This is a genomic window from Phenylobacterium sp. LjRoot225 (assembly GCF_964252855.1).
Classification (GTDB): domain Bacteria; phylum Pseudomonadota; class Alphaproteobacteria; order Caulobacterales; family Caulobacteraceae; genus Phenylobacterium.
On the sequence record NZ_CAXUPL020000001.1, the window covers coordinates 1,267,406 to 1,282,831 of the forward strand.

Genomic DNA, 15,426 nt, shown 5'->3' on the forward strand with positions numbered 1-15,426 from the left:
TCGGAGCTTCGCTTGAGTTCCCGAGACCAGATCGCCGCGGCGAGCATCCTGCCGAGGGCGAGCTGCTGACGCCCAAAGAAAAAGCCCCGGTCTCGCGGGAGACCGGGGCTCTTTTCGATCGGTGAGACTGGGGCCTATTCGCCGTAGCCTTCCGGCAGGTCGTCTTCCTTCAGAAGCTCTTCCTTGGAGACCTGCTCGTCCTCGACCTTGGCCTTGGACACGATCAGGTCGACCACCTTGTCCTCGAAGATCGGCGCGCGCAGCTGGGCTTGCGCGTTCGGGTTCTGGCGGAACAGGTCGAAGATCTGCTGGGCCTGGGCGCCGTAGCGCATGGCCTCCTGGCGCATGGCCTCGGCCAGCTCCTGGTCGGTGACCTGGACGTTCTCGGCGCGGCCGACTTCGGCCAGCACCAGGCCCAGGCGCACGCGGCGCTCGGCGATCTTACGGTATTCGGTCTGCAGCTGCTCGTCGGTCTTCTCGGCGTCGTCCGCCGGCAGGGCGCCGTTGGTCTTGTCCTGCTGGACCTGGTTCCAGATCGAGGCGAATTCAGCCTCGACCATCTTCGGCGGCAGCGGGAAGTCGTGCTTGGTGTCGAGCTGGTCGAGCAGGGCGCGCTTCAGCTTGAAGCGGCTGGCGCGGGTGTACTGCTCGGCCAGGTTGGCCTTCAGCAGCTCGCGCAGCTTCTCGAGGTTTTCGATGCCGAGCTTTTCGGCGAAGGCGTCGTCGGCCACGGTGTCGACCGGCGCCTTGACCTCTTTGACCTTGACCTCGAACACCGCCTCTTTGCCGGCGAGGTGGGCGGCCTGATAGCCCTCGGGGAAGGTGACCTTCACCTCGACGTCGGTGTCGGGCTTGGCGCCGACCAGCTGTTCTTCGAAGCCCGGGATGAACTGGCCCGAGCCCAGGGTCAGCTCGGCGTCCGTGGCCGAGCCGCCGGCGAACTCTTCGCCGTCCAGCTTGCCGACGAAGTCGATGACGACCATGTCGCCGTCCTTGGCCTTCACGGTCTTGCCCGTGCGGGGCTCGTAGGTGCGGTTCTGCTTGGCGAGTTCGGCCACGGCCTCGTCGACCTCGGCGTCGCTCGGCTCATAGACCGGGCGCTTCAGCTCCAGCGTCGCGGCGTCCACCGGGGTGAAGTCCGGCATCAGGTCCATGGCCAGCTCGTAGGAGAGGTCGGCCTTGCCGTCGACGACCTCGTTGAGGTCGCCTTCCGGCTTCAGGTCCGGCTCGCCCGCGGGACGCAGGTTGTTGTCGGAGATGACCTTCTGGCTGGTCTCGGTGATGGTCTGCTCCAGCACCTCGCCCATCAGCGCCTTGCCGTAGAGGCGGCGCACGTGGGCCGTCGGCACCTTGCCGGGGCGGAATCCCTTGATGTTGAGGGTCGGCGTGATCTCGGCGATCCGCGCCTCCAGCTTTTCGGCAAGGTCCGCCATGGGGACGGTCACGCCAAAGACGCGGCTCAGGCCTTCGCCAGACTTTTCAACGATCTGCATCGACATTCTTGACTTCCGGGGCTCGTGCGGACGCTTGCACGCCGCGAACCGCCTCTCACATGGAAAAGGAACCCGCCCACGGAAGCCGGGGCGGAAGGCGGCGACTTATGTCATGGCCCGCCCCGGCGTCAAAGCCAAAAGCCGTGGCCCAGCTGGCGCCCCCTGAGCCCGTCACCTGGTGCGGATGAGAGGACTCGAACCTCCACGCCTTGCGGCGCTGGAACCTAAATCCAGTGCGTCTACCAGTTCCGCCACATCCGCCCAGAGCCGTTCCCTTACAGAATAGGCGCGCGGCGGCCAAGGCTCATCACCCCAAGCGGGAACGGGGTCGTCGATCTTGGGAAACGTCCGGTCGCGCGCCGGAGCCCGATCGCTCAGGGGCGGGCAGCCAGCCAGATGACGTGGCGGCCGCCCTTCCCGCTGCGCGTCGCCCGGACCTGCTTCTCATCGACCGCATAGCCGGCTCTGCGCAGGCGCCCGACGAAGGGCGCGTCCGGCGCCGCCGACCACACCGCCAGCACGCCGCCCGGGCGAAGCGCCGCGCGCGCCGTGGCCAGGCCGGCGGCGCTATAGAGGCCGTCGTTGGCCTCGCGGTTCAGGCCGCCCGGCCCATTGTCCACGTCCAGCAGGATGGCGTCGTAGGCGCCCCGGCTAGCGGCGATGGCCTCGCCGACGTCTCCCAGGCGCACGCTCACCCGCGGATCGTCCAGGGAGCCGGCGAACAGCTCGGCCATCGGGCCGCGCGCCCAGGCGACGACCGCGGGCACCAGCTCGGCCACCACCACTTCGGCCCCGGGCGGCAGGACGGCGAGCGCCGCGCGCAGGGTGAAGCCCATGCCCAGGCCGCCGATCAGGATCTTCGGCTTCGGCTGTGTCGCGAGCGGCGTGCACGTCAGGCTCGCAAGCGCCTCTTCCGAACCGCTCAGGCGGCTGTTCATCAGCTCGATGGAGCCGGACATGATCGAAAGCTCGGTCCCCCGCCGCATCAGCTTCAGCTCGCCGCCGTCGGGGATCTTGGCCGTGTCGAGCTGCTCCCAGCGGATCATGCCGGGCCGCCTGCGAAGACCGCGGCGACATCGTCCGGCCCCATCAGCCGGATCTCGCCCGGCGCCAGGTCCGCCGGCAGGTCGAGGCCGCCGACCCGGTCGCGGTGCAGCGCCTCCACGTGATTGCCGATGGCGGCGAACATCCGGCGCACCTGGTGGTAGCGGCCCTCGGTGATCGTCAGCCAGGCCTGGCGTTCGGACAGGGGCTCCAGCTTCGCCGGCAGGAGCGGCTTCTCCTCCCCTTCCAGCATCAGCTCGCCGGAGGCGAACTGTCCGGCCTCGTGACCTTCAAGCGGCCGCGCCAGGGTGGCCAGGTAGCGCTTCGACACATGCTTTTTCGGCGAGATGATCCGGTGCAGCAGCCCGCCGTCGTCGGTCAGCAGCAGCAGGCCGGAGGTCTCCTTGTCGAGCCGTCCCACGGTGGAGACGGCCGGGTCGCGCAACCGCCAGCGCGCCGGCAGGAGGTCATAGACCAGCGCCCCGGCCTCCTTGTGCGAACAGGTCGCCCCCAGTGGCTTGTGCAGCATGATCGCCATGCCGGGCGGCGGGTCGAGGGCGGCCCCGTTCACCTGCATGCGCGCGACCAGGTCCGGGCCGATGGGCAGCCGCATCTCGGCGTTCTTCACCTCCGCGCCGTCGAGCACGACGCACCCGTGGCGGACCATCTGCTGGACATCGCGCCGGGAGCCGTAGCCCATGTTCGCCAGCAGTCGGTCGAGCCGCATGGTCGTGCTCATGTCCGCGCCTCGTAGATCTTGAAGCCCTTGCCCTCGCTCTTCGGCGCAACCCGGCTGAACTGCTCGCCGAGCACGGTCTCGTAGGGCAGGTGCCGGTTGGCCACGAGCCACAGCGTCCCGCCCTTGCGGAGCATCTGGCGAGCTCTGCGGATGAAGGCCTGCCCCAGCGCCTTGTCCTCCTGGCCGCTGTCGTGGAAGGGCGGGTTCATCACCACGAAATCCAGGTCGGTCAGGTCGGGGCCGCTGCGGGCGTCGGCCCAGTGAAAGGCGACGCGCGGGTCTTCGACGTTGCGACGCGCGGCCTCCAGCGCCCGGCGGTCGAGATCCACCAGCTCCAGCCGCTTCACCTTCGGGCTGGCGAGCAAGGCGCTCGCCAGCACGCCGATCCCGCAGCCGAGGTCGGCGACCTTGCCGCTCAAGGCCGGCAGGGCGGCGATCAGGAGCTGGCTGCCGGCGTCGTCACGGTCCCAGCTGAAGACGCCCGGCTGGGTCCATAAGCCGTTGTCGCCGAGCCGCTGGAGACCGCCTGCGGCGATCGCCGCCGCCAGACCCTCTGGCGTCTCGGGCCGCACGGCGTAGCAGATCCGTTGGTGCTGGCGGCCCTCCTCTTCGACCTTGCAGCCGAAGGCCTCCAGCTCCTTGCGCAGGCGCGAACCGCCCTTTTCCTTGGGCGCCAGAGCGGTCAGGGCGCCGCCCGGCTGCAGGGCGCGCAGCGCCAGGGCCAGCGCATAGCGACGCTCAAGCGTGCCCGGCGGCGCGGCGATCACGGCGGCGGACAGGCTGGCCGGCGCCAGGGCCTCGATCGGCTCGGCCCCGGGAACCAGGGGCGAGACCTGCTGCGCGCCCGCGGGCGCCGTCGCCAGGGCCGGCGGGGGCGCGCCGTACACGCAGGCCGTCACGGGGTCGCTCAAGCCGCGGACGCCATCTGGAGGCGGCGCGGCAGGAAGGTCGGTCGAAAGGGTTTGCTCATGTCAGCGTCCCTTTAAGCGCGGTCTTCGCCGGTCGCGAGCGGATATCTCGACCGGGCCGCCCAAGTGGGCCGCCGCAAGCCGCTGAAAACGCTCAGCGGACGTTTTCGCACTGTCGCCCGGCGGGATAAATGGCCATGCTCGCTGGCAGGTTTGCTGCGAACGCGAGTTCCAGCATGGCGACACCATGGCGAAAATAGGTCTTTCACAGAGCAAAATGTGTCTCGCTCTGAGCTAGGGCAACATAGATACGATTTGACAATTATAAGTTGCACACGGCATTAACCTCACTAGCAATAAAACACGTGAGGGGGGCCACGATGCCGACGACCACTTCGAGCTCGTCCACGCCTGCGCCGCCGAGCGGCCTTGCGGACTCCGCCATCGTCAACGGCTACGTCAACAACGTCCGCGACACCGCAAGCCAGGCGCTGACCGGCCTGGCCGACGCCGGCGTCACGATCAGGGTCTATGACGGCGCGACCCAGCTCGGGTCCACCACCGCCGACGCGAGCGGGGCCTGGAGTTTCACGCTGGGGCGGCTGGCGGACGGTCCGCACAAGCTGACCGCCACCGCCGTCGATGCGGCGGGACACGTCAGCGCCGCGAGCGAGATCCTCAGCTTCAAGGTCGACACCCGGCCGCCGTCCAAGCCCGACACCCTGGCCGACGCCGCGATCTCGAAGGGCTACGTCAACGCCGAGCACAACACCGCCAGCCAGGCCTTCACCGGCAAGACCGACGCGGGCGCCACGGTCACCGTCTACGACGGCGAAACCCAGCTGGGGACCGTCAAGGCCAGCGGCGACGGGACCTGGAGCTTCACCCTGGGGCAGCTCTCGGAGGGCGCCCACAAGCTGACGGCGACCGCCACCGACATCGTCGGCAACACCAGCGACCGCAGCAACATCCTGGCCTTCACGGTCGACACCCATGCGCCGGGCGCCCCCACCAACCTCGCCGACGCCAAGATCGTCGGCGGCTATGTCAACGCCGCCCGCGACGTCGCCAACCAGGCGCTGACCGGCAAGGCCCAGGCCTACGCCTTCGTCACCGTCTACGATGGGGCGACCAAGCTGGGCCAGGTCCAGGCCAGCGGCACGGGGGACTGGAGCTATACCCTGGGCAAGCTCGCCGACGGCGACCACAGCCTCACCGCCACGGCCGCCGACCAGGCCGGCAACACCAGCGCGCCCAGCGCAGCCCTGGCCTTCACCGTCGACACCCAGGCGCCCGTCGTCATCGCCCACATGGAGGCCCCGGGGGAGGACGTGAGGTTGAGCGGCGTCAGCGAACCGGGCTCGGTCCTGACCATCTTCGAGGGCGGGACAAAGGTGGCCACCGTCATCGCCGACGCCAACGGCGACTGGAGCGCAGACGCTGGTCGCTACTCCTACAAGCCCAACAGCTTCACCATCACCGCGACCGACGCCGCGGGCAACAAGGCGACGGCGATCTCGCTCTTCAATGTGGCGGCGGTGCAAGCGGACGGTCCGGCAGCCACGCTGGAGGCCCTGCCCGATCCCTCGGGCACGGTCGTCAACCTGCCGGCCGTGCTGCCGGAGGGGGTGACCTACGACGCCGCGACCCACAGTTTCACGCTGGATTCGACCGCAGCGGTCTACGACCAGCTGGCGCCCGGCGAGGAGACCACGGTGAGGGTGGCCTACGGCGTCTTCGACGGGACGACGACCACCCCAGCCGAGGTCGCCTGGACCGTCAGCGGGCTCTTCCTAAGGTTCCTCGACGGCGACACCATTCTTGACGGCGACGCCGCCGCGGAAGGGCAAACCTGGAGCACCGCCCAAGCCACCGGCCTGGTGGGCGACGTGCGGGGCCTTTCGGACCAGGCTCAGGGCGGCGACGACAACCTGGAGCTTAGGCGCTCCAACTCGGCCATGGCGATCGGAGACGCCCTCTCCATCGCGGACCAGGCAGGCGGCGGCGACGACTACGTCAAGGCCGTGGCCGACAATGGGGCCGGCATAGCGACATCGTTGGGAGACGCCCTGACGCTCAGCGGCTACGCCACCGGCGGCGACGACTACGTGGTCGCGCTCGGCCTAAGGCGATCCGTGGCGATCGGAGACGCCAATTCCCTGACGGACCATGCCCACGGGGGCAATGACCTGGTTAAGCCCACCTGGTTGGGCCACGCCGGCCACGACACCTGGGGCTATGGCGACGCCAGGACCATGAGCGGCTATGCCGTGGGGGGTGACGATACGGTGGGGGGCATCGTCGCGTATGGAGACGCCGAGTCGCTGACGGACTACGCCCAGGGCGGGGACGATCTGGTGCAGGGCGGTTTCACCTACCCGAACTTCAACTACAGTCTTGCTTACGGCGACGGCGCGACGCTGTCGGGCCATGCGCAGGGCGGCGACGACACGGTGACCGGCCGCACGGCCTATGGAGACGCCGAGTCGCTGACGGACAACGCCCAGGGCGGGAACGATCTGCTGCTGGGATATGACACCATTAATCCGCCCCCCGGCGCCAATCTGCGTTACGGCGACGGCGCGGAGCTGTTGGGCGCCGCCCAAGGGGGCGACGACACCCTGGTCGGTGGGACCGGGGCCGATCAAATGTGGGGCGACGCCGCGACCGTCGCTGCGACCGCGACGACCGGGGCCGATCTCTTCGTCTTTAGCCCGAGCGGCGGGCACGATCAGATCATGGACTTCGAGGCGGGGAAGGACCGGATCGAGCTCGACGGCTTCGGCTTCAGCGACTTTGCGGACCTGTCCAGCCACTTCCAGGCCACGTCCAATGGCGTCCTGATCAGCCTCGACGCGAACAACGATGTTCTCGTCCGGGGCGTGACCGTCGACCAGCTGTCCGCAGGCGATTTCGTCTTCAGCTAGCGCCCAGGCTCGACCGCCGGCCGCAGGCTAACCACCGGTTAACAGCTCTGCGCGATGCTGGAAGCGTAAGATTCGCGAGGATTCGTCGTGGCGCTCCAGCCGGTCACCTACCGTCCGATAACGCCGATCAAGCCGGTGACGCGCAAGGTCGACGAAGAGTCCGTTCGCAAGGCCAGCGACCGCAAACAGCCGCGCCGCGGCCGCACGCTGGAGCCGGGCACGGGCGAGAACCTCGACACCTGGGTCTGAGGCCGCCTCGCCCTTGAATGACGAAAGGCCGAGCGGAGCCGCCCAGGCCTTTTTCATAGCTCCGCTATTTCCGTCATGGCCCGGTACGTCCGGGCCACCCAGCCCAAAACGCCGACCGCAGCTGATGCAGATCGACCTTGGGGTGGGTCGCCCGAACGAGTCGGGCGATGACGGAGTTAGACCAGGACTTCAGCCCTCGCTTTCGCGCTTTTCCCAGACGTGGTCGACGATGCCCCAGTCGCGGGCTTCCTCGGCGCTCATGAAATAGTCGCGGTCGAGGGTCTCCTCGACGACCTCGATCGGCTTGCCGGTATGCTTGGCGTAGATCTCGTTCAGCCGCTTCTTGGTCTTGATGATGTCCTCGGCGTGGCGCTCGATGTCCGAGGCCTTGCCCGAGAAGCCGCCCGACGGCTGGTGCACCATGATGCGCGAGTTCGGCAGGGCGATACGGCTGCCCTTCTCGCCGGCCATCAGCAGGAATGAGCCCATCGAGGCCGCCATGCCGAGGCACAGGGTGATCACCGGGCTCTTGATGTACTGCATGGTGTCGTAGATCGCGAGACCGGACGTCACCACCCCGCCGGGGGAGTTGATGTACATCTGGATCTCTTTTTTCGGATTCTCCGCTTCCAGGTGAAGCAGCTGCGCGCAGATCAGGGCGGCCATGCCGTCCTCGACCGGGCCGGCCAGGAAGATGATCCGGTCCTTCAGCAGGCGGGAAAAGATGTCGTAGGCGCGCTCGCCTCGGCTCGTCTGCTCGACGACCATCGGCACGAGGCCCAGCGCGGTTGTGACGGGGTCACGCATATGGAGGAAGCCCTTCTGGAATCTCACGCGCGCCTGCCGAACGGCGCGCGCCGCATTGGATATCGCGTGCCCGCGAGCCGCGCGCAAGGCGGCTTGGGCGTCAGGTCGCCGTTTCCGCTGGCGGCGCGCCTCCCGGGCCGCCATGGTCAAGGCTCGAGACGGCAGCAGGAGTTCGGATGAGGATCGCGGGAATCGCCGCCTTGGCGGCCGCAGCGGCTCTGGCGAGCCCCGGCCAGGCCGCCCCGGCGAAGCGCGACGACGCCCTGTGGCGCGCAGCCGTCAACGCCCGCGCCGACCAGATCGCCCTGCTGCAACAGATCGTCGACATCGATTCCGGGACCGGCGACGTCGACGGAGGACGTAAGGTCGCAGCCATCCTCGCGCCGCGTCTGCAGGCGCTCGGCATGACCGTCGAGACCGTCCCGGCCGAAGCGCCCGGCCTGCCCGACAATCTGGTGGCGAGGCTGCAAGGCAAGGGCCGCGGCCGGATCCTGATGATCGCCCACCTCGACACCGTCTTCGGCCCTGGAACGGTGGCCAAACGGCCGTTCCGTATCGACCAGGCCCGCGCCTACGGCCCTGGCGTCGCCGACGAGAAGGGCGGCGTCGTTCAGGGCCTGCAGGCGATCCGGCTGCTGCGCGAGCGGGGCTTCACCGACTTCAAGTCGATCACCTTCCTCATTGAGAGTTCAGAAGAACGGGGCTCGCCAGGCACGCGGGCGCTGATCGCGCGCCTGCTGGCCGAGGCCGACGTCGAGTTGAACCTCGAGCCCGGCGATCCGCCGGACATGCTGACGGTCTGGCGCAAGGGCTCGACCACCTTCCACATCGCCGTGAAGGGCCGCGCGGCCCACGCCGGCGTCGCGCCCCAGGACGGCCGCAACGCCGCCGTCGAGCTGATCCACCAGATCGAGGCGAACGACGTCTTTCCGAAGTCGGGGCCCGGCCTCACCGCCAACCTCACCGTGATGCGCGCCGGAACGCGCCACAACATCATCCCCGAGGACGCCGAGGCGCAGATCAATGTGCGCGTCCGCGAGAAGGCCGACTTCGAAAAGGTCGAGCAGACCTACCGGGCGAACGCCGCCAAGCCCCGGACGCCCGACGCCACCGTCGCCGTGACCCGCGAGAGCGCCTACCCGCCCCTGCCCTCCAACGCCGCGACCGAGGCCCTGGCCGACCAGGCCCAGGCGATCTACGCGGGCCTTGGCCTGACGCTCGGACGCGGCGGCAACGGCGGCGCTTCGGAATCGGCGCTGGCGGCGGACGCCGGCGTGCCGGCGCTGGATGGGCTCGGGCCGGTCGGCGGCGGCTTCCACTCCGACGCCGAATATCTGGAGCTCGGCACGCTGACGCCCAGGCTCTACCTGCTGACCAAGCTGATGATGGAGCTGGGCGCCAACCCGCCGCCCAGGATGAAGTAGGCGGCGCGCCTCTCTTAGGCCGCGATGCGCTGGATCCAGTCGCGCAACACGCCCACGACCTGGGCCGGAGGCGCATAGCCGCGGGTCACCACGCCGAACACGCCGTCCTCATTGGGGCCCGCCACCAGGGTGGGAAAGCCGGTGACCCCTGCGTGCTGGGAGATGGCGTAGTCGCGCCAGGTCGCCTGCTGGGCCGCCTCGCTCGACCAGGCGTCTATGAAGGCGGCGGGGTCGAGGCCGAACTCGGCGACCAGCTCGGCCAGCACCTCGACCCGGGTCACGTCGCGGCCCTCGCCGTAGAAGGCGGACTGCACCCGCCCCAGATAGCGCACGGCCAGGTCCGGATCCTCGCGCCGCGCCACCACCACCGCCCGCGCGGCGGGGTCGGTGTCGTAGATGAAACCCTTGCGCCGCAAGGCGGTCGCGTCGAAGGTCAGCCCGGTCGCCTCCTGCACCTGACGCCAGCGGCCTTCGATCTCCGCCTTCGCGGCCTCGGCCACCGGCTGCTCCGCCCCCGGACGAAGCCCGCCCATCACCAGCCGGATCGGCAGGGCGCCGGCGAAGCCCGCCCGGATCTCGTCGATCACGCGTGAGAAGCCGTAGCACCACGAGCACATCGGGTCGGCGAAGTAGATCAGGTGCGGTCCGTCCACGGAGCGGCCTTTCGAAGACGCCGGGCACCATTACAGCCAGCGCCGTCCAGGTCACGGTCACGCCGGAGGGCCGCCGATCACCTTTCCGCGCGGCCTGCCGCACAGGCGGCCGCTGCTTCGAGCACGTCGACCAAGTGTTCCCGCACGCCGCGCGCCACTACACCGAAGATAAGCGCGGGAACCCAGCACGCCTTTCGGTAGTCCAGTCGCGGTTGACCGCACACCAGAATGAAATCTGACGTGGAACAGATGGAACGCCGTTACTCGCCGAATCGCTCAATCGAAACAATGCTGCTTCGGGAACCTTTGGAACGCTTGTACGCTGCAGCTTCTGTCGCGAGGGTTGAGTCGCATGGTCCAATACGCGGTGACGCTGAAAGATGGCGACTGGACCGTTTTCCAGGACGGGAAGGTGATCGAGCACGGCATGTCGCGCTCGACCGCCATTCAGATGGCCAAGGACCTCGCCTTCGAAGCCGAAGAGCGAGGCGACGCCGTCGAGCTCCTGATCCAGGGTTACTACGGCGACCTGTCGCGCCGCCTGACAGGCGGCGGCGAGGACTAGGCGCTAGCCGCGCCGCTGCGACGACTTCGCCTCGCGCTTGGCGCGGGCGTCGGCCTTGGCCTGGGCCTTGCGATCCTTGCGTTCCTGCCGCTTCAGCTCGAGCTGATGCTGCTCGTCGTTCTCAAGCGCCAACAGGCGCTGAGCTTCGGCGTCTTCAGCGCGCTTGCGGGCTTCTTCCTTCTCAGCCGCCCGGCGGGCGCGAACTTCTTCCAGTTCGCGCTCTTTTTTCTGGGCGCTGGTCTCGAACACCTCCGGACGCACCGTCGGCTTCGGCTTCATCTTGGCGAGTAGGGCCTTCCGCGCCTCGGCCTGGGCCGACAGACGTTCGGTGAAGCCCCCGATCTTGGGCTCTCTCATCTCAAACTGTTCGTTAGAAAGGCTAGAAAGGACTGCCGAGGGGAAACCCCCTCGGCGCGCCCCGGTTTCTGCTTAACCGACGATCTCGGCGTCGGTGAAGAACTGGACGATCTCGAGCTTGGCGTTGTCCTGGCTGTCGGAGCCGTGGACCGAGTTCTCGCCGACGCTTTCGGCGTAGAGCTTACGGATGGTGCCGTCGGCGGCCTGGGCCGGGTTGGTGGCGCCCATGACTTCGCGATAGCGGGCCACGGCGTTTTCGCCTTCCAGAACCTGCACCACGACCGGGCCCGAGATCATGAAGTCCACGAGCTCGCCGAAGAACGGGCGCTCCTTGTGGATTTCGTAGAACGTCTCCGCCTGGGCGCGGCTCATCTGGATGCGCTTCTGCGCGACGATGCGCAGGCCGGCGTCCTCGATCACCGCATTGACCTTGCCGGTCAGGTTCCGCTTGGTCGCATCCGGCTTGATGATCGAGAAGGTGCGTTCGGTCATGGGCTCTAAATTCGCTTTTGATAGGAGGCGCGCGGCGGACCGCGAAGTGGCCGGCTCTATAGCGTCAAGGCCCTCGCTCGCCAAGGCGGTCGACGGCAGATTCGCAAGCGCGCGCGCCTTGGTTGCAAAGTCGGCAGTTCGCAGCGGCCGCGGAGACGGCCGCACTGCAGCATGACGAACGCCGGGTCTTCTGCTATGCCCCCCCGCGATCAGGGGCGCGGCTCCCCAATCGCCTGATCTCCTTACCCTCCCCGCAATTCCGGCGCGCGCGGACGCGTGCGCCCCTTTCCGACCGACCCAAAAACCCATGCTGCAGATCAACGAGCTCACCTTCGACGCCTGGGGCCGCCGGTTCTTCGACCAGGCGAGCGTCAACATTCCCAAGGACGCCAAGGTCGGCCTGGTCGGGCGCAACGGCGCGGGCAAGTCCACCCTCTTCAAGCTGATCCTTGGCAAGCTGCAGTCCGGCGGCGGCGACATCAGCCTGCCGCGGGCGGCGCGCATCGGCTCGGTCGACCAGGAACATCCGGCCACTCCGGTCACCCTGATCGAGACGGTGCTGGCCGCCGACGAGGAACGCGCCACCCTGCTCGGCCGGCTGGACACCGCCGAGCCCGACGAAATGGGCGACATCTGGGCCCGGCTGATCGAGATCGACGCCGACCGCGCGCCCTCCCGCGCCGCCGAGATCCTCAGCGGCCTCGGCTTCAGCCAGGAAGACCTGACGCGGCCGATGGCCGAATTCTCCGGCGGCTGGCGGATGCGGGTCGCGCTCGCCGCAGCCCTGTTCGCCGCGCCCGACCAGCTGCTGCTCGACGAACCAACCAACTACCTCGACCTGGAAGGCGCGCTCTGGCTGGAGGCGCGGCTCAAGAAGTACCCGCACTCGGCGATGGTGATCAGCCACGACCGCGAGCTGCTCAACAATTCCTGCGACCACATCCTGCACCTGAAGGACGGCAAGCTCGAGCTCTACGTCGGCGGCTACGACTCCTTCGAGCGACAGCTGAGCGAGAAGCTGCGCCTGCAGGAGGCCAATCGCGCCAAGGTCGACGCCAAGCGGGCCCACCTGCAGAGTTTCGTGGATCGCTTCCGAGCCACGGCGTCGAAAGCCACCCAGGCCCAGTCGCGCCTGAAGATGCTGGCCAAGCTGCCGGCGATCTCCGCGGTGGTGGAGGAGCGCGTCGCGCCCTTCGTCCTGCCCTCCCCCGAACGCCCCCTGCCGCCGCCGATCCTGCGCATCGAGGACGGGGTCGCCGGCTATGGCGGACCGCCGATCCTGAAGCGGATGAACCTGCGGCTCGACATCGACGACCGGATCGGCCTGCTGGGGGTCAACGGCGCCGGCAAGTCGACCTTCGCCAAGCTCGCCGCCGGCGCGCTGAAGCTCGAGTCCGGCCAGCTGCACCGCTCGGGCAAGCTCAAGGTCGGCTGGTTCCACCAGCACCAGATCGAGGCGATGGACCCGACGGACACCCCGCTGGACATCATCCGCCGCGCGCTCCCCGAGGCGTCGGAAGCCAAGCGCCGGGCGGTGCTCGCCTCCTTCGGGATCGGCGTCGAGAAGGTCGAGACCACCGTCGCCAACCTGTCGGGCGGCGAGCGGGCGCGCCTGCTGCTCAACATGGTCGCCATGGAGAAGCCGCACCTGCTGATCCTCGACGAACCGACCAACCACCTCGACATCGACAGCCGCCGCGCCCTGCTCGACGCGCTGAACGAGTACGAGGGCGCGGTCATCCTGATCACCCACGACCGCTCGCTGATGGAGCTGGTCGCCGACCGGCTGTGGCTGGCGGCCGACGGGACCATCACGCCGTTCGACGGCGACATGAACGACTACGCCCGCTTCGTCCTCGACCGGGCGCGGGTCGCCAGCCGCGCGCCCACCCAGGTTCGCCAGGAGCCGGAGAAGGCGCCCGAGCCGCCGCCTCAGCCCCGCGCCAAGGTCCCGACCGGCACCGCGCGCCGCCGCGCCGAGAACGCCGAGGCGGCGCTCGCCCGGGCGATGGAAGAGCTCGCCCGCATCGACTCGGCGCTCACCGACCCCGGCGCCTTCACCAGCGACCCTTCCAAGGCGGCCGAACTCGGGCGTCGGCGCGACGCGGTCGAGGCCACGGTCGAGGCCGCCGAGCGCGAGTGGCTCGAGGCCCAGGAAGCCTATGAGGCGTTGCGCGCAACCGTCTGACTTACAAGCCGGAACCCGGATCGAGCTTCGCGCATTGCCGCCCCGTTCGGAGCTTGAGGGAAACGGCGATGATGGGCAGGCGGGGGCCGAAGAAACAGCCGGCGCGTCGGCGTGACCTGAGCCTCGCCTGGGACCTTGCGCCGCTGATGGTGCTGGCCGGCGCCGGCGTGGCGCTGCTGCAGCCGCCCGGCGACGGAAGATGGCGGCGCTTCGAGTCCGGCCGCGGCCGCAGGGCCCGCTCGCCGGGCGAGATCCCCCGTCGCGGCTGGAAGGACATCTTGCTGCGCGCCCGGTCGGAATTCGCTGAGGACCAGGCGCCGATGGTGGCGGCCGGCGTGACCTTCTACACCCTGCTCGCCCTGTTCCCGGGGTTGGCGGCCTTCGTCGCGCTCTACGGCCTCTTCGCCGACGTCGCCGAGGTCCAGCGCCATCTTCACCTGTTGTCCTTCATCCTGCCGCCGGCGGCCGTGGGCTTCCTCGGCGCGGAGATGATCCGCCTGGCGCAGGCCGGCGAGGGCGGCCAGACCCTGACCTTCGGGCTGGGCCTGCTGGCTTCGATCTGGAGCGCCAACGGCGCGATCAAGGCGCTGATCACCGGCCTCAACATCGCCTATGAGGAACAGGAGCGCCGCAGCCTGGTGAGGAGGACGCTGATCTCGCTGGCCTTCACCCTCGGCCTGCTGGTGTTCCTGATCGCCGCCGTCGCCCTGCTGGCCGCCCAACCGACGATCGAGGCCTTCGCCGGGCCGCGGGCGGCTGCGCTGTTCGGCTGGGTCAGCTGGCCGGTGCTGCTGGTCGCCCTGACCCTGGGTCTCGCCCTGCTCTACCGCTTCGGGCCCAGTCGCGATCCGGCGCGGTGGAAATGGATCACCTGGGGCAGCGGCGCCGTCGTCCTCTTCTGGCTGGCCGCCTCGGCGCTATTCTCCGCCTACGTCGGCAACTTCGCCCATTACGATAAGACCTACGGCTCGCTGGGCGCCGTGATCGGCTTCATGATGTGGATCTATCTGTCCACAGTGGTGATGCTGGCCGGGGCGGAGCTGAACTCCGAGATCGAGCACCAGACCGCCGTCGACACCACCACCGGCGCGCCCATGCCGATGGGCCTGCGCCGGGCGACCATGGCGGACACGGTCGGCAAGGCGCAGGGGAGATCGTAGAGGCGCTTCCACCTCCCTCGCCACTGCGGGAAAGGTGGATCCGACCTCAGGTGATGTGCTTGGGGCTGATCGGGTCGCTGCTGGGGAAGGTCTCTTCGAGAGCTTCGTCGAGCAGGGCTTCCTGGTGGCTTTCGGCCTGGGTCTTCTTGTCGGCGAGATGGTCGACCTTCTCGCCTTCGGGGAGAGGCGGGACCTCGCGGGCGTGCGGCACGTCGATGTGACGGTCTTCCGTCTTCGGGAAGCCCTCGACCGCCATGTCCGCGGTCGAGCCGCTGGAGCCGTGGCTGAAAGAGCGCGCGGCTTCGTCTTCGGTCTGCTTGTGGGGCATTAGACGCTCCTCGTGGCTTGTGTCGTCACGGTAACCCCTGAGCCGCGGGGCGGTTGCCCCGCCGAGGGCCCGCACGGGGGCGATGCGCTTTG

The 15,426-nt window shown here is 68.8% G+C and carries 15 protein-coding genes and 1 tRNA gene; 6 read left to right on the forward strand and 10 right to left on the reverse strand.

Annotated features, from left to right (window positions below; all coding sequences use genetic code 11):
• Window positions 1–134: 134 nt before the first annotated feature.
• The 5 genes from tig to ACSQ2B_RS06125 all read right to left on the reverse strand — a co-directional run bounded on the left by tig (window position 135) and on the right by ACSQ2B_RS06125 (window position 4,187).
• The gene (gene tig / locus ACSQ2B_RS06105) at window positions 135–1,493 is read right to left on the reverse strand and encodes a trigger factor (RefSeq protein WP_436048242.1); all 1,359 of its coding nucleotides are present in this window, start codon (window positions 1,491–1,493) and stop codon (window positions 135–137) included.
• A gap of 176 nt (window positions 1,494–1,669) precedes the next feature.
• Window positions 1,670–1,754, reverse strand: a tRNA-Leu gene (locus ACSQ2B_RS06110).
• Between the two features lie 113 nt (window positions 1,755–1,867).
• On the reverse strand, window positions 1,868–2,539 hold the full coding sequence (locus tag ACSQ2B_RS06115) for a spermidine synthase (RefSeq protein ID WP_436048244.1): 672 nt from the start codon (window positions 2,537–2,539) through the stop codon (window positions 1,868–1,870).
• Window positions 2,536–3,276, reverse strand: coding sequence for an RNA pseudouridine synthase (locus ACSQ2B_RS06120; RefSeq protein ID WP_436048246.1), 741 nt, complete (start codon window positions 3,274–3,276; stop codon window positions 2,536–2,538). The genes ACSQ2B_RS06115 and ACSQ2B_RS06120 overlap by 4 nt, the downstream gene beginning before the upstream one ends.
• Window positions 3,273–4,187: a class I SAM-dependent methyltransferase gene (locus ACSQ2B_RS06125; RefSeq protein ID WP_436048248.1), complete on the reverse strand. Its 915-nt coding sequence runs from the start codon at window positions 4,185–4,187 to the stop codon at window positions 3,273–3,275. Before ACSQ2B_RS06125 ends, ACSQ2B_RS06120 begins: the two co-directional genes overlap by 4 nt.
• Window positions 4,188–4,564: 377 nt before the next feature.
• Here ACSQ2B_RS06125 and ACSQ2B_RS06130 point away from each other — a divergent pair, with 377 nt between their 5' ends.
• Both ACSQ2B_RS06130 and ACSQ2B_RS06135 read left to right on the forward strand, forming a co-directional pair.
• Entirely contained in the window at window positions 4,565–7,111 is a 2,547-nt protein-coding gene (locus tag ACSQ2B_RS06130) for an Ig-like domain-containing protein (protein ID WP_436048250.1), read from the forward strand.
• 87 nt (window positions 7,112–7,198) lie between these two features.
• Window positions 7,199–7,360 (forward strand): hypothetical protein, encoded by a 162-nt coding sequence (locus ACSQ2B_RS06135; RefSeq protein WP_436048252.1) that lies wholly within the window; start codon window positions 7,199–7,201, stop codon window positions 7,358–7,360.
• A gap of 189 nt (window positions 7,361–7,549) precedes the next feature.
• Here ACSQ2B_RS06135 and ACSQ2B_RS06140 read toward each other — a convergent pair whose 3' ends face one another.
• Window positions 7,550–8,167, reverse strand: coding sequence for an ATP-dependent Clp protease proteolytic subunit (locus ACSQ2B_RS06140; protein ID WP_436048254.1), 618 nt, complete (start codon window positions 8,165–8,167; stop codon window positions 7,550–7,552).
• A 176-nt stretch (window positions 8,168–8,343) separates the two neighbouring features.
• Here ACSQ2B_RS06140 and ACSQ2B_RS06145 point away from each other — a divergent pair, with 176 nt between their 5' ends.
• Window positions 8,344–9,591, forward strand: a complete 1,248-nt coding sequence (locus ACSQ2B_RS06145) for a glutamate carboxypeptidase (protein ID WP_436048255.1) — start codon at window positions 8,344–8,346, stop codon at window positions 9,589–9,591.
• Window positions 9,592–9,605: 14 nt separating this feature from the next.
• Here the strand turns inward: ACSQ2B_RS06145 and ACSQ2B_RS06150 are convergent, their stop codons facing one another.
• A complete protein-coding gene (locus ACSQ2B_RS06150; protein WP_436048257.1) occupies window positions 9,606–10,244 on the reverse strand; it encodes a DsbA family protein in 639 nt (212 codons plus the stop codon).
• Window positions 10,245–10,596: 352 nt separating this feature from the next.
• Between ACSQ2B_RS06150 and ACSQ2B_RS06155 the strand changes: the two genes are divergently transcribed.
• Window positions 10,597–10,809 carry a hypothetical protein gene (locus ACSQ2B_RS06155; protein WP_436048258.1) on the forward strand — a complete coding sequence of 71 codons (213 nt, stop codon included), beginning with the start codon at window positions 10,597–10,599 and terminating at the stop codon, window positions 10,807–10,809.
• Window positions 10,810–10,812: 3 nt separating this feature from the next.
• On the opposite strand, the gene ACSQ2B_RS06160 is transcribed toward ACSQ2B_RS06155, so the two are convergent.
• A complete protein-coding gene (locus tag ACSQ2B_RS06160; protein WP_436048260.1) occupies window positions 10,813–11,166 on the reverse strand; it encodes a DUF6481 family protein in 354 nt (117 codons plus the stop codon).
• 72 nt (window positions 11,167–11,238) lie between these two features.
• Window positions 11,239–11,658, reverse strand: a complete 420-nt coding sequence (gene ndk / locus ACSQ2B_RS06165; RefSeq protein WP_436048261.1) for a nucleoside-diphosphate kinase — start codon at window positions 11,656–11,658, stop codon at window positions 11,239–11,241.
• Between the two features lie 307 nt (window positions 11,659–11,965).
• Between ndk and ACSQ2B_RS06170 the strand changes: the two genes are divergently transcribed.
• Both ACSQ2B_RS06170 and ACSQ2B_RS06175 read left to right on the forward strand, forming a co-directional pair.
• Window positions 11,966–13,846: an ABC-F family ATP-binding cassette domain-containing protein gene (locus tag ACSQ2B_RS06170; protein WP_436048263.1), complete on the forward strand. Its 1,881-nt coding sequence runs from the start codon at window positions 11,966–11,968 to the stop codon at window positions 13,844–13,846.
• Window positions 13,847–13,914: 68 nt separating this feature from the next.
• Complete coding sequence (locus ACSQ2B_RS06175; protein WP_436048265.1) at window positions 13,915–15,006, forward strand: YihY/virulence factor BrkB family protein; 1,092 nt, start codon at window positions 13,915–13,917, stop codon at window positions 15,004–15,006.
• Window positions 15,007–15,052: 46 nt separating this feature from the next.
• Here the strand turns inward: ACSQ2B_RS06175 and ACSQ2B_RS06180 are convergent, their stop codons facing one another.
• On the reverse strand, window positions 15,053–15,334 hold the full coding sequence (locus ACSQ2B_RS06180) for a hypothetical protein (RefSeq protein ID WP_436048267.1): 282 nt from the start codon (window positions 15,332–15,334) through the stop codon (window positions 15,053–15,055).
• Window positions 15,335–15,426: the final 92 nt, after the last annotated feature.

Bases quoted from the DNA above. Each gene is read 5' to 3' on its own strand.
- tig (WP_436048242.1), bottom strand. From the start codon at position 1,493: ATGCAGATCGTTGAAAAGTCTGGCGAAGGCCTGAGCCGCGTCTTTGGC.
- ACSQ2B_RS06115 (WP_436048244.1), bottom strand. From the start codon at position 2,539: ATGATCCGCTGGGAGCAGCTCGACACGGCCAAGATCCCCGACGGCGGC.
- ACSQ2B_RS06120 (WP_436048246.1), bottom strand. From the start codon at position 3,276: ATGAGCACGACCATGCGGCTCGACCGACTGCTGGCGAACATGGGCTAC.
- ACSQ2B_RS06130 (WP_436048250.1), top strand. From the start codon at position 4,565: ATGCCGACGACCACTTCGAGCTCGTCCACGCCTGCGCCGCCGAGCGGC.
- ACSQ2B_RS06140 (WP_436048254.1), bottom strand. From the start codon at position 8,167: ATGCGTGACCCCGTCACAACCGCGCTGGGCCTCGTGCCGATGGTCGTC.
- ACSQ2B_RS06145 (WP_436048255.1), top strand. From the start codon at position 8,344: ATGAGGATCGCGGGAATCGCCGCCTTGGCGGCCGCAGCGGCTCTGGCG.
- ACSQ2B_RS06155 (WP_436048258.1), top strand. From the start codon at position 10,597: ATGGTCCAATACGCGGTGACGCTGAAAGATGGCGACTGGACCGTTTTC.
- ACSQ2B_RS06160 (WP_436048260.1), bottom strand. From the start codon at position 11,166: ATGAGAGAGCCCAAGATCGGGGGCTTCACCGAACGTCTGTCGGCCCAG.
- ndk (WP_436048261.1), bottom strand. From the start codon at position 11,658: ATGACCGAACGCACCTTCTCGATCATCAAGCCGGATGCGACCAAGCGG.
- ACSQ2B_RS06170 (WP_436048263.1), top strand. From the start codon at position 11,966: ATGCTGCAGATCAACGAGCTCACCTTCGACGCCTGGGGCCGCCGGTTC.
- ACSQ2B_RS06175 (WP_436048265.1), top strand. From the start codon at position 13,915: ATGATGGGCAGGCGGGGGCCGAAGAAACAGCCGGCGCGTCGGCGTGAC.
- ACSQ2B_RS06180 (WP_436048267.1), bottom strand. From the start codon at position 15,334: ATGCCCCACAAGCAGACCGAAGACGAAGCCGCGCGCTCTTTCAGCCAC.